Source organism: Bacillus sp. RO2, assembly GCF_012911845.1.
GTDB lineage: Bacteria > Bacillota > Bacilli > Bacillales > Bacillaceae_I > Sutcliffiella_A.
In genome coordinates this window covers 1-13029 of sequence record NZ_JAAXCU010000018.1, presented here as the reverse complement: position 1 = coordinate 13029, position 13029 = coordinate 1, and the positions used below count along the sequence as shown (strand labels likewise).

11 protein-coding genes and 1 other annotated feature are annotated in these 13029 nt (G+C 43.0%); all 11 genes read right to left on the bottom strand.

What is annotated here, in order from left to right:
- Positions 1–23 precede the first annotated feature (23 nt).
- Positions 24–265, bottom strand: a binding site (T-box leader).
- 57 nt (positions 266–322) lie between these two features.
- The 11 genes from gltX to HF078_RS02395 all read right to left on the bottom strand — a co-directional run bounded on the left by gltX (position 323) and on the right by HF078_RS02395 (position 12864).
- Positions 323–1774, bottom strand: a complete 1452-nt coding sequence (gene gltX, locus HF078_RS02445) for a glutamate--tRNA ligase (protein WP_169289711.1) — start codon at positions 1772–1774, stop codon at positions 323–325.
- A 272-nt stretch (positions 1775–2046) separates the two neighbouring features.
- The gene (gene ispF, locus HF078_RS02440) at positions 2047–2523 is read right to left on the bottom strand and encodes a 2-C-methyl-D-erythritol 2,4-cyclodiphosphate synthase (RefSeq protein WP_169289710.1); all 477 of its coding nucleotides are present in this window, start codon (positions 2521–2523) and stop codon (positions 2047–2049) included.
- Between the two features lie 383 nt (positions 2524–2906).
- The gene (ispD, locus tag HF078_RS02435; RefSeq protein ID WP_169289709.1) at positions 2907–3584 is read right to left on the bottom strand and encodes a 2-C-methyl-D-erythritol 4-phosphate cytidylyltransferase; all 678 of its coding nucleotides are present in this window, start codon (positions 3582–3584) and stop codon (positions 2907–2909) included.
- Positions 3585–3676: 92 nt separating this feature from the next.
- A complete protein-coding gene (locus tag HF078_RS02430) occupies positions 3677–4768 on the bottom strand; it encodes a PIN/TRAM domain-containing protein (protein WP_168864282.1) in 1092 nt (363 codons plus the stop codon).
- A 107-nt stretch (positions 4769–4875) separates the two neighbouring features.
- Positions 4876–5949: a DNA integrity scanning diadenylate cyclase DisA gene (gene disA, locus HF078_RS02425; RefSeq protein ID WP_148990090.1), complete on the bottom strand. Its 1074-nt coding sequence runs from the start codon at positions 5947–5949 to the stop codon at positions 4876–4878.
- Between the two features lie 2 nt (positions 5950–5951).
- Positions 5952–7328, bottom strand: a complete 1377-nt coding sequence (gene radA / locus HF078_RS02420) for a DNA repair protein RadA (protein WP_169289708.1) — start codon at positions 7326–7328, stop codon at positions 5952–5954.
- Positions 7329–7527: 199 nt separating this feature from the next.
- Entirely contained in the window at positions 7528–9966 is a 2439-nt protein-coding gene (gene clpC, locus HF078_RS02415) for an ATP-dependent protease ATP-binding subunit ClpC (RefSeq protein WP_060666628.1), read from the bottom strand.
- Between the two features lie 22 nt (positions 9967–9988).
- Positions 9989–11053: a protein-arginine kinase McsB gene (mcsB, locus tag HF078_RS02410; RefSeq protein ID WP_169289707.1), complete on the bottom strand. Its 1065-nt coding sequence runs from the start codon at positions 11051–11053 to the stop codon at positions 9989–9991.
- Entirely contained in the window at positions 11054–11602 is a 549-nt protein-coding gene (mcsA, locus tag HF078_RS02405) for a protein-arginine kinase activator protein McsA (RefSeq protein WP_169289706.1), read from the bottom strand. It abuts the gene before it with no gap.
- 11 nt (positions 11603–11613) lie between these two features.
- A complete protein-coding gene (locus HF078_RS02400; RefSeq protein WP_148990085.1) occupies positions 11614–12075 on the bottom strand; it encodes a CtsR family transcriptional regulator in 462 nt (153 codons plus the stop codon).
- 606 nt (positions 12076–12681) lie between these two features.
- Complete coding sequence (locus HF078_RS02395; RefSeq protein WP_169289705.1) at positions 12682–12864, bottom strand: hypothetical protein; 183 nt, start codon at positions 12862–12864, stop codon at positions 12682–12684.
- Positions 12865–13029 lie beyond the last annotated feature (165 nt).

Genomic DNA, 13029 nt, shown 5'->3' with positions numbered 1-13029 from the left:
TAAAAACGCCTCCGTGTCATTGACACAGAGACGCTTATGGCGCGGTTCCACTCTGTTTGGATATGGGTTGACTAATAGAAGGACCCATACCCCCACTTAAGCCTCGTAACGGGAGGTTGCCGCTGTCACTTACTCAGCTTTAGGGCCTTTTAGTAACAGACTCCGAGGTGCATTTCAAAAAAGTCATCGCATGAATCGCTTGCAGCCATGGCGATTCTCTCTGGAAAGGATGTACCTTTTCTACTCTCCTCTTCAACATTCATCTATGGTTATCTCATTTAAAAATATGTTAGTTCTATCATATTATGTTTTACGTAAAATGTTAACCGATTAGCTTCGACAATCTCGCTAAAACTGTATCTTTTCCTAGTAGATGGATCGTTTGCGGCAGGTCACGACCATGTGTTTGACCCGTCGTTGCCACACGGATTGGCATAAACAGCTTTTTCCCTTTATGACCAGTTGCTTTTTGTACAGCTTTCGTTGCAGCTTTGATGTTGTCCACAGAGAAGTCCTCCATCTCTTCCAATTCCTTATGGAAGGCAACCATTACTTCTGGTACTTGTTCTTCAGCAAGGACAGCTTTTGCTTCTTCATCGTATTCGATATGCGTTTGGAAGAACATTTCCGTCAATTCCACAATTTCCGCTCCAAAACTCATCTGCTCTTGGTAAAGCCCGATAAGTTCCTTCGCCCAATCCTTCTGATCCTCTGTCATTGTTTCTTCCAGACGGCCTGCTTTTACTAGGTGCGGTAAGGAAAGATCAACAAGGCGATCCAGGTCCATTGTTTTGATGTATTGGTTATTCATCCAAGTTAATTTGTTTGTATCAAATACCGCTGGTGATTTGGATAAACGAGCAGTGTCAAAAATCTCAATAAATTGATCCTTTGAGAAGACTTCCTCTTCACCGACTGGAGACCAGCCAAGCAAGGCAATAAAGTTGAACAAAGCCTCAGGCAGATAGCCAAGTTCCTCGTATTGCTCAATAAACTGGATGATGGACTCATCACGTTTACTTAATTTTTTACGACTTTCGTTCACGATTAACGTCATATGACCAAATACAGGAACATCCCAGCCTAATGCTTCAAAAATCATGATTTGTTTTGGCGTGTTCGAGATATGATCGTCACCACGAAGGACGTGAGAAATCTGCATCAGGTGATCATCGACCGCCACCGCGAAATTGTAAGTAGGTGTTCCATCCTTTTTCACGATAACAAAATCACCAATGCCATCCGACTCAAAAGATACGTCACCTTTTACCATGTCATGGAACTTAATTTCTTTTCCCTTTGGAACGCGGAAGCGAATGCTTGGTTCTCTTCCTTCTGCATCAAAGGCTTTTTGCTCTTCTTCCGTTAAGTTGCTGTGTTTGCCGGAGTAGCTAGGATTCTCTCCGCGGGCAATCTGTTCTTCGCGCTCCGCTTCAAGTTCCTCTTCCGTGCAATAACATTTATAGGCAAGCCCTTTTTCTAAAAGCTCGTTATAAAATTTGGTGTAGATTTCATTACGTTCTGATTGGCGGTATGGGCCATATTCGCCACCGACATCAACGCTTTCATCCCAGTCCATTCCAAGCCACTTCAAATATTTCAGCTGGCTTTCTTCTCCGCCTGCGATATTACGTTTTTTGTCTGTATCTTCAATACGGATGATGAACTTCCCATTTTGGCTGCGTGCAAACAGGTAGTTGAATAGTGCGGTTCTGGCGTTTCCTATATGTAAGTGCCCTGTTGGACTTGGGGCATATCGTACACGAACTGTCATGTTTTGTTACCTCCATTTTCCGTCGGCTTTCGGGCCCGGACGGTTTTTAAAACTAAGCATTATTTTAACATAAAAATGCTGGAGTACGTAGCTATTTCTTTCTATGGACTTCCTACTACGCCGCTGTTGATTTCCGCAAATGGCTTCGCTTTCCTAGGGGCACTGCTGGAGCCTCCTCGGCTTCGCCCGCGGGGTCTCCATCTAGCGCTAGCTCCCTCAGGAGTCTTCGCCTTTTGCTACAATCAACAGCTATAGATCACGTTTTCCAAAAACTATCTCTTTATTAAGAGAACGGCTGCTTGGGCGGCGATTCCTTCTTCTCTGCCGGTGAAGCCTAGTTTTTCGGTGGTGGTGGCTTTTACATTGACTTGTTCCACGTTCGCTTCTAGGAGTTCTGCAATTCGTTTACGCATCGGTTCGATATGTGGCGCCATTTTTGGTTTTTGTGCAATGATGGTACAGTCCACATTTCCAAGTGTATAGCCTTTTTCTTTTACTATTGCCCATACCTGTTCCATTAAAACAGCGGAATCTGCATTTTTGAATGCCGGGTCTGTGTCTGGGAAGTGTTTTCCGATATCTCCTTCTCCAATTGCGCCTAGGCATGCGTCGGAGATTGTATGTAATAGTACGTCAGCATCGGAATGTCCTAGCAGCCCTTTTTCGTAAGGGATGGTTATGCCTCCGATTATAAGTGGTCTGCCTTCTGCAAACTGATGTACGTCAAAACCTTGTCCAATTCGAAACATAGTGCACCTCTCCAATTAAAAAAGTATAGTCCGTTTAACTCCTTGGCTCTGTTAAACACCGCTGGTGATTTCCGCACTAGGCTTCGCTTTCCTAGGGGCGTTTGGGGAGCCTCCTCGGAAAAGCGCCTGCGGGGTCTCCCCTAAACGCTATCTCCCTCAGGAGTCTTCGCCTATTGCTCCAATCAACAGCTAGGTTGTTGCAAAAATCAACAATATACTTTAACAGAGCCAACTCCTTTAGATTTCCGTTTCAGGTGTTCGCTTTCCGAGGGACGGTGCTTGAGCCTCCTCACAACGCTTCAGGGGTCTCAACCTACCGCTACCTCCCTTCGGAGTCTCACACCTTGCACTCCAACCTCAAGGAGTTTACGGTTTGATAACAATTATTTTTGTAAAAAAGCTTTTGCAAGGATTAGATCTTCTGGTGTGGTCAGTTTGAAGTTTTCGTATTCGCCTTGTACTATGTGTACTGGGACTTGGATACGTTCTACGAGACTTGCTTCATCGGTTCCTAAATAGTTTTCTGTTTTTGCTTTTTCGTGCGCAGCTTTCAGGATTGGATACCGGAAAGCTTGAGGCGTTTGGATGGACCATAAGCTGGATCGTTCCACCGTTTCTTCCACTATTCCCGCCACGCTAACACGTTTTATCGTATCTTTAACAGGCACCCCTACAATAGCAGCCCCCTCTTTGGACGCTTTTTCTACCAGATTGTGAATGACGTCGCGAGAAATGAAAGGCCTTGCTCCATCATGAACAAGAACAATTTCTGCTGCTTGAAGCGAGGTAAGCCCATTATACACGCTATCCTGCCGCTCTTCTCCACCAAGGACCATTTCTTTTATTTTAGGTACCGGGTATTGGATAAGAAGTTCTTTGAATATATCTTTTTCTTTTTCATTAATGACGAGTTTAATTTCTTTACACCATGGGTCCGCTTCAAAGACGGAGAGGGTATGTATGATGACAGGTTTCCCCTCAAGCTTGATGAACTGCTTGTTTTTTCCTGCTTTCATCCGCTTTCCTTGTCCTGCTGCTAGTACGATTACTTGGTAGTTCATTGTTTAACTCTCCCGTGGGTGTTGTTTTTTTTCACAAAATAACTTATACCCTCTAAGCATAGCTTAAGAGGGTAAGGGTTACTACTATTTACTTATAACGCTGCCCGTTCTAGTTGTTTGGGCTTGGCAAAGATCATTCGTCCGGCAGATGTCTGGAGGACGCTTGTGACTAGTACCTGGATGTGCTTGCCGATGTAATCACGGCCTTCTTCCACTACAATCATGGTACCGTCATCTAGGTATGCGACACCTTGATTATGTTCTTTTCCGTCTTTTATGACTTGTACAGTCAGCTCTTCGCCAGGAAGAACGACAGGCTTTACCGCATTCGCGAGATCGTTGATATTTAACACTTCAACATTTTGGAGCTCACATACTTTGTTTAAGTTAAAGTCATTGGTCACTACTACACCAGAGGTCAACTTTGCTAGCTTCACAAGCTTAGAATCCACTTCCTGGATATCTTCAAAATTGCCTTCATATATCTCTACTTTTATAGCTAATTCTTTTTGAATTCTGTTTAGTATATCTAATCCTCGTCGACCACGATTTCGTTTTAATACATCGGAAGAATCAGCAATATGCTGAAGCTCTTCTAGTACAAATCGCGGAATGACGATTGTTCCTTCTAGAAAACCAGTTTGGCAAATATCCGCCACCCTGCCATCAATAATAACGCTCGTATCCAAGATTTTCAGCTTCTTTGAGGACAAATCTAACTCATCATCTTCTACTGATTTTTTCTTCCCAAACTTTGAAGAGATGGAAAATAAACTTACCAATTCATCTCGCTTCTTAAAACCTACTTGAAATCCAAGGTATCCTAATAAAATGGTAATGAAAATAGGGAAAATGGCGCTGACAAAAGGGATTCTCTCCAAAGGAATAACTGCCAGATACGCAACAATTAGTCCAAAAATAAGTCCTAGACTACCAAATAATACATCGGTAACAGGCGCTTTTACTAAAGATTCCTCTATCCATTTAATGAATCCTACAACATAATCCACTAACCAAAAAGTAAGGATAAAAAATATAATTGCTCCTAAAATAGCAACAGTATAAGGCTTCGTAAGAAAAGGGATATCCCCTAGATCCAAGAGAGAAAACAGCTCGGGAATGAAAAAGATCCCTAATGTTCCGCCAAGGATTAAAAAGAATAGTTGAACCGTACGCCTTAACATTGCCTCACCTCCCTTTATTCATTATAAACAGTTTCCTTTAAATAAAACGTCGAAAAAACTTTTAATTTACTTTTGTAAGGATTTTGTCACATTCCTGATTTTACGGCTTACATTTGACGGTCTATTAATAGTTGGTCTTGTATTCGTTTTAATCCCTCTTTGATTTTTCGGGCTCGCACCTCACCAATCCCGTCCACTTCATCCAGTTCCTCCACGGTTGCATGAAGGATATGTTTTAAATTCCAAAACTTGCAGACAAGATTTTCGATGACGAGAGGCGGAAGTCTCGGGATCTTATGCAATACTCTATATCCTCTTGGCAGGACAATTTCATCCGGATTCATAAACCCAGAATACCCCAGCATCTTCAGGATAACAGCATCGTCCAATAGATCGGTATTTGCCAACTCCTGCAATCTTCTTAAAATCATAAACGCATCCATTTCTTTATCAAGACAATAATCTTTTATAAGTAGAATCGCTTCTTCTTCAATATGAGCCAGCAGTTCTGTCATTTGTAGACGGATGAGTCTGCCTTCCGTTCCAAGCTCATTTATATAGCTTAGTATTTCATTTTTTATGCGGAGTACCATTTCTATACGATGGATTACCTGTAAAAGTTCCGATAATGATACTTGTTCTTCAAATTCCAAGGCACCTAAATTGGTAATACCTTGATCTAGCACTGTTTTATATTTTTCCAACGTTTGAATCGCTTGGTTTGCTTTCGTAAAAATAACCCCAATATCACGCAATGCATAACGAAAATCGCCTTTATACAATGTAATGACATTACGGCGCTGAGATATCGCTACCACAAGACAGCCTGTCTGCTTTGCCACACGCTCTGCTGTTCGATGCCTCATTCCTGTTTCTGTAGAAATGATGGTGGAGTTAGGTGTCAATTGCGCATTGGCATACAGGATTTTCGTCCCTTTTTCATTCAGGATGATGGCACCATCCATTTTGGCTAATTCATATACATAAGCAGGACTGAATGGACAATTGATGGAAAACCCGCCGTCTACCATGTCTTTCACTTTATCATTGAATCCCACGACCACAAGTCCGCCGGTTTGGGACCTTAGAATATTGTTGATTCCTTCCCGAATAGGTGTTCCCGGTGCGATAAACTGTAACGTATCTGCCATTATTTTTTCTTTCTGCCGTTGTTCTTCCATCTCTATCCCCCTAGAGTATATTGAAGAGCCTGTTCAATGGTGTTAACGCCAATTACATTAATCTCTTTTGGAATGGTCCATCCTCCCAGATTTTTCGCGGGTATGATCACTCGTTTGAATCCAAGCTTTGCCGCTTCTTGAACACGTTGTTCGATGCGGGATACCCGTCTGATTTCGCCAGTCAGTCCCACTTCTCCTATCACTACATCTGTTGGTTCAGATGTTTGGTTACGAAAGCTGGAGGCAATGCTGACCGCTACTGCAAGGTCAATGGCTGGTTCATCGAGTTTAACCCCTCCTGCCACTTTCAAGTAGGCATCCTGGTTTTGAAGCAACAGTCCCACTCTTTTTTCAAGTACCGCCATGATGAGTGATACCCTGTTATGGTCGATTCCTGTTGCCATTCTTCTTGGATTCCCATAACCTGTCGGAGAGATCAACGCCTGGATTTCCACCAATACGGGCCTTGTACCTTCCATGGATGCTACTACCGTGGAACCTGCCGCTCCTTTTGACCGTTCTTCTAAAAAGATTTCTGACGGATTTTTTACTTCCGTCAACCCCTCTTCCTTCATTTCAAAAATACCAATCTCGTTTGTGGAGCCGAATCTATTTTTCACCGAACGCAAGATACGGTATGTGTGGTGTCTTTCTCCTTCAAAATACAACACCGTGTCCACCATATGCTCCAAAAGTCGCGGCCCTGCAATGGATCCTTCTTTTGTTACATGACCTACGATGAAGACAGCAATATTTTTAGTCTTAGCAATTCGCATCAACTCAGCCGTACATTCTCTAACCTGGGACACACTCCCCGGAGCGGAAGTAACAGCAGGATGATAAACAGTTTGTATGGAATCGACAACAAGCAAGGTTGGTTGTACATCGTCCACTGATTTTGCAACAAGCTCAAAGTCCGTTTCTGATAAAACAAACAATTCTTCTGCCTGTACTCCTAAACGATCTGCTCGCAGCTTTGTTTGCTGAACAGATTCTTCCCCCGATATGTATAGGACACGATGTTTTTTTAATGCCAATTGACAGCACACCTGCAGCAATAAAGTAGATTTACCAATGCCGGGGTCTCCCCCAATAAGTACAAGTGACCCTTGGACCAATCCCCCACCAAGCACTCTATTGCACTCTTCCATATCCGTATAAATTCTTGACTGCTTTATATTTTCCACTTTTGTGATGGATTCCGCTTTTCTTGCCAGTGTAGATGAGGACGTCGTAAAACCTCCGCGTCTTGGCGTCCTGGACTCTTCCAGTTCCTCCACCATTGTATTCCAAGCATTGCATCCGGGACATTTCCCCATCCACTTAGGAGACTCATACCCGCATTCCTTACACATAAACTTTGTCTTACGCTTTGCCATCCAAAAATCCTCTCTCTATTAACAATAATCTTTATGAAAAGAGTATAATAAAAATACCATTGTTTTCCTTCTTTTATGATACCTTATTTCACATAACTTACGCTAATCTTAACCTTTGGAAAATACAAGAAAGGAGGAAAGCCCTTATATCACGAGCTAACCTCCACTTCTATTCAGCCATGTAAAACGACCATCAACCTTATTTTACTTTTTCCACATCGCGGACAACAAATTCTCCGTCTACCACATCTAATGAAATTTTCTTGCCTTTCTCGATATTTCCTTTTAACAGCTCTTCCGATAGTTTATCTTCCACGTGCTTTTGGATGGCGCGACGTAACGGTCTTGCACCATATTCCGGATCATAGCCTTCTTCTGAAATCTTTTCTTTTGCAGCATCCGTCAGCTCCAAGTCGATATCCTGTTCTTTCAGACGCTTCGTCAACTGCTCAGATAGCAACGTTACGATTTCTTTCAAGTGTGTCTTCTCTAAAGAGTGGAACACAATCATTTCATCAACACGGTTTAGGAACTCTGGACGGAACGCCTTTTTGAGCTCATCCATCACTTTCCCTTTCATGTCTTTATAGTTCTGGTTCTCATCTTGTACATTGAAACCTACATATTTGTTGCGCTTTAAGGCATCTGCACCAACATTAGATGTCATAATGACAAGCGTGTTACGGAAGTCGACTGTTCGACCCTTTGAATCTGTCAAACGGCCATCCTCTAACACTTGTAATAGAATATTGAACACATCAGGATGCGCCTTCTCAATTTCATCTAAAAGAATAACAGAATACGGTTTGCGACGAACCTTCTCCGTTAATTGGCCGCCTTCATCATATCCCACATATCCTGGAGGAGAACCAACAAGACGGGAAGTTGAATGCTTCTCCATATACTCAGACATATCAATACGAATCATCGCATCTTCGTCACCAAAGATAGATTCAGCTAGGGCTCTTGCAAGTTCCGTTTTACCTACCCCAGTTGGCCCAAGGAAGATGAAGGATCCTATTGGACGCTTCGGATCTTTCAAACCGGCACGTGCACGACGAACAGCTTTCGATACTGCTTTAACTGCTTCATCCTGCCCAATGACACGGGAGTGCAATAAAGATTCCATGTTTAACAGTTTATCTGTTTCTGTTTGTGCAAGTTTTGATACCGGAATTCCCGTCCAGCTCGATACCACCATCGCAATATCTTCCACTGTCACCTCAGAATTCTCTTGTCCTTGCTTTTCTTTCCACGTTTTCTTTGTTTCTTCTAATTGTTCACGAAGACGTTGCTCTGTATCTCTTAAAGAAGCCGCTTTTTCAAACTCTTGGCTCTGTACGGCAGCATCCTTCTCGTTTCGAACAGTTTCTAGCTTTACCTCTAACTCTTTTAAGTTTGGAGGTGTGGTAAAGGAACGAAGTCGCACTTTTGAGCCTGCTTCATCAATCAAGTCGATCGCTTTATCCGGCAAGAAGCGGTCCGAAATGTAACGGTCAGAAAGTTTAACCGCCTGCTCAATCGCCTCATCAGTGATAGATACTCGGTGATGGGCTTCATAACGGTCTCGAAGTCCTGTCAAAATCTGAATGGATTCTTCTGTAGTCGGCTCATCCACCTGGATTGGTTGGAAGCGTCGTTCAAGTGCAGCATCTTTTTCAATATATTTACGGTACTCATCTAGCGTGGTGGCTCCAATACATTGCAACTCTCCACGCGCTAAGGACGGTTTTAAGATATTGGATGCGTCAATGGCACCCTCTGCCCCGCCGGCACCGATCAATGTATGAAGTTCGTCGATGAAAAGGATGATGTTGCCAGCTTGACGGATCTCATCCATCACTTTCTTCAGGCGGTCCTCAAACTCCCCGCGATATTTCGTACCAGCAACAACTGTTCCCATATCCAGTGTCATAACGCGCTTATCACGAAGGATTTCTGGAACTTCGTTGCTCACAATTTGCTGTGCGAGTCCTTCAGCAATGGCCGTTTTACCCACTCCAGGTTCCCCGATCAATACAGGATTGTTTTTTGTTCTTCTGCTAAGCACCTCAATGACACGCTGAATTTCCTTGCTTCGTCCGATAACAGGATCCAGGCTGCCCTCACGCGCGACCGCTGTCAAATCCCTTGCTAAGCTATCCAAAGTAGGTGTATTCACATTAGCCGACGCACCACCTTGATGTCCTCCGGAAGACTCGTTGCTTCCAAGTAATTGCAACACTTGCTGGCGAGCCTTGTTCAAACTCACTCCCAAGTTATTCAATACGCGTGCCGCCACACCTTCTCCCTCGCGAATCAAGCCAAGCAATACATGCTCTGTTCCCACGTAGGAATGACCAAGTTTACGGGCTTCATCCATGGAGAGCTCTATTACCTTCTTCGCTCTTGGTGTGTAGTGGGGGATGGACTGACCACTGTCCTGCCCTCTGCCAATGAGGTTTTCCACTTCTTTTTGAATTTTTTCAGGTCCCAGGCCAAGGGCAATCAGCGCTTTAGCAGCAATCCCTTCCCCTTCTCTGACCAGTCCAAGCAGGATATGCTCTGTTCCAATATTATTATGGCTTAGGCGCAATGCCTCTTCTTGTGCCAATGCCAATACTTTTTGCGCTCTTTCTGTAAATCGACCAAACATCATATCCAATCGCCTCCCGAATATTTTATCTATTTAATCGCATTCTTTCCCTAATCAACCCAGCCCTGCGAACATCTCTTTCATTTGGCTTTAATGGTCCTCCAGCATATTGTTGTAAGAAGCCCGGTTGAGTTAATATCATTAATTCATTCAAAATGGATCTGGAGATGTCGGTGATATAGCCTAAATCTATACCAAGCCGCACATTCGACAAACACTTTGCCGCCTCTTTCGTCTCCATTACCCGGCTATGTGCCAGCAACCCGTATGAGCGAAATACCCTATCTTCTAATTGTATGTTCGAAGTTTTGACTAATGCTTCCCTGGCAGAGCGCTCTTGTGAAATAAGTTGATGCACAACACCCATAAGGTCCTGGACAATATCTTCTTCTGACTTACCAAGTGTCATTTGGTTAGATATCTGAAAGATGTTCCCTAAAGCTTCGCTGCCTTCCCCATAAATTCCTCTAACAACTAATCCCAATTGATTAATTGCTGGAACAATTCTGTTCATCTGCTGAGTCAACACTAGTGCAGGCAAGTGCATCATGACGGAAGCGCGCAGCCCCGTCCCCACATTTGTCGGGCAACTCGTTAAGTATCCTCGTTTTTCATCAAACGCATAATCAATCTTGTCTTCTATCCAATCATCCAATGAATTAGCCATCTGCAACGCTTCATTTAATTGCAGGCCCGGAAACAAGCATTGTATTCTGATATGATCCTCCTCATTTATCATAATGCTCACTTCTTCATTCGGTGATAACAAACATGCTCCAAATGCCGAATCCTCCGCCAGTTGTGGACTGATTAAGTGCTTTTCTACTAACACTCTTTTCTCTAAGGCATTCATTTCCTCCATAAGAAGAAACTCTAGCTCCCCAAGATCCTGGAACTCCTTTTCTCCAAAATGCTGCCTCATGATATCCACTATTTGTTGAGCTTCCTCATTGCTAGAGACTGTAGGAAACTGCATTTTTTCTAGATTCCTAGCAAGTCGCACCCTACTACTAAGGACGATATCTGAATCCGGACCCTCCTGCTTCATCCAAGAGCTGACCGCATTATTCAAAAAGTGTTCAAGAGACATCTACTGCTCCCCCTCTCTTTTTTCACTTAATTGCCTTTCCAATTCTCTGATTCTATCTCTAGTATTCGCCGCACTCTCGAATTCTTCCTGTAAAATAAGCTCTTGTAATTCTTGTCTTAGCGAATCAATTTCTTTCCTTACATGCATACTTCCACCGATTCGTTTCGGTATTTTCCCTGCATGCACCGTATTTCCACTATGCAACCTTTTTAATATAGGCTGCATTTTGTCGGAAAAAGTATGGTAACACTCCGAACAACCAAACCGGCCAATTTTCGTAAACTGCGGAAATGTCATCTTACATCTCTCACACTGTAAGATCTTCCGCGGCTCAAGATCTTCCTGTTGTGGATTGGGAATGGCGTGTTCCGTATTTAACAATCCGGCGATCAGGTTATTAATCGAAAAACCTGAACCACCCGTAAACAATGACATACTGCCTTTTTCTTGAGCACATTGCTCACATATATGAATCTCGGATTTTTCTCCATTAATTATCTTCGTAAAGTGCAAAGCAGCCGGACGCTCATTACATTCTTGACATACCATTTTCATCCCCCCTACCTATACTTCAGTGTAGTCAGCATGGCCGTTAACATCCTTGCCCGCAACTCATCTCTTTCAGGCAGGCCCAAATATAAAACTGAGCGATCCATGACACTAACCATTATCTTCGCCTCCCTAGCGGAAATAACCTTCTCTTCCACCAACCGAAAGATAACATCCTCCGCACTAGCTTGGGAAACTCTAACATCTATCAGTTCTATAAGCTGGTCGATTAATTGCAAATGGTCATGCGGCTTAATTTTGATAATCCTAATATACCCGCCGCCCCCACGCTTGCTCTCCACCAAATATCCTCGTTCAATCGTAAATCTAGTATTAATCACATAATTAATTTGAGAGGGCACACATTCAAACTTATCTGCTATCTCACTTCGTTTAATTTCAGCAGAATTCTCCCTGCTCCCCTCTAACACTTGTTTCAAATAATGCTCAATGACATCAGATATGTTCCTCATGCTATCCTCCTATCTGACCTTGACTATCTTTGACTATATGTAAAATATATAAGACCTTCCGAAAAAATTCAATAGATAACCTTTCGCTAAAAACTGTCATTCCGGCGAGTTTGGGGTGTTTTTGCGTCAATATATGTAGGGTATTGGATGTAGGGAGCTTTTCTTACAAAATAATCTCTCTCAAACAGAATTCCACTTTTGTGAGGTGTTTAAACGTCAATTGGTCAAAATTGTTCAAAAGAATTGTTTGGGGGTAAGGGCGTCATAGTTAGGGATTTCTGTTTGTGAAGGGCTTTATAACGGTGGTTAAGGCTTCTTGGTTAGGGATATCTGCTCTTGAAGGGCTTTATTACAATGGTTAAGACCTCTAAGATGAAATTCTCACCTCCTACATGTCCTTAAAACCTCCATGAAGACATTCTCCATAAAAACTCTCCCTCCAAAGTGTCTTCATCCACCACATGATGACACTCTCAATAAATTTTCCTCTCTCAAAATGTCTTCATCCCACGGATGATGACATTCTCAATGAATATATTCTCTCTAAATGGTGTTCATCCAACTTATGGTCTATGGGTTCCACTTCACTCATCGAATTTGCATTTGCTAAACGGTGACAAAGTTGGCTCCGTTTCTTGTTTTTTGGCGCAGTTCTCGCTCTACAATGACAGAACTACCTTTTCCTCCGCTGTTTTGGCATCGTTCCTCTTCTGCGATGACAAAACCACCTTCTTCTCCCCTGTTTTGGCATCGTTCCGCCTCTGCAATGTCAAAACCTCCCCTTTCCAAAGAATTTTGTCATTGTTTCGCCACCAATTTCTCCAAAAAAGAAAACACAAAAAAACCAGCGCCTAATCTAATAAGCACTGGTTTCCCATAAATTTGCCTGGCAACGTCCTACTCTCACAGGGGGAGATCCCCCAACTACCATCGGCGCTGAAGAGCTTAACTTCC

What these genes read in the sequence shown, in the direction of transcription:
- HF078_RS02400 (WP_148990085.1), bottom strand. Translation starts at nt 12,075, where the DNA reads ATGAGGAACATATCTGATGTCATTGAGCATTATTTGAAACAAGTGTTA.
- disA (WP_148990090.1), bottom strand. Translation starts at nt 5,949, where the DNA reads ATGGAAGAACAACGGCAGAAAGAAAAAATAATGGCAGATACGTTACAG.
- HF078_RS02430 (WP_168864282.1), bottom strand. Translation starts at nt 4,768, where the DNA reads ATGTTAAGGCGTACGGTTCAACTATTCTTTTTAATCCTTGGCGGAACA.
- mcsB (WP_169289707.1), bottom strand. Translation starts at nt 11,053, where the DNA reads ATGTCTCTTGAACACTTTTTGAATAATGCGGTCAGCTCTTGGATGAAG.
- gltX (WP_169289711.1), bottom strand. Translation starts at nt 1,774, where the DNA reads ATGACAGTTCGTGTACGATATGCCCCAAGTCCAACAGGGCACTTACAT.
- radA (WP_169289708.1), bottom strand. Translation starts at nt 7,328, where the DNA reads ATGGCAAAGCGTAAGACAAAGTTTATGTGTAAGGAATGCGGGTATGAG.
- ispD (WP_169289709.1), bottom strand. Translation starts at nt 3,584, where the DNA reads ATGAACTACCAAGTAATCGTACTAGCAGCAGGACAAGGAAAGCGGATG.
- ispF (WP_169289710.1), bottom strand. Translation starts at nt 2,523, where the DNA reads ATGTTTCGAATTGGACAAGGTTTTGACGTACATCAGTTTGCAGAAGGC.
- mcsA (WP_169289706.1), bottom strand. Translation starts at nt 11,602, where the DNA reads ATGGTATGTCAAGAATGTAATGAGCGTCCGGCTGCTTTGCACTTTACG.
- clpC (WP_060666628.1), bottom strand. Translation starts at nt 9,966, where the DNA reads ATGATGTTTGGTCGATTTACAGAAAGAGCGCAAAAAGTATTGGCATTG.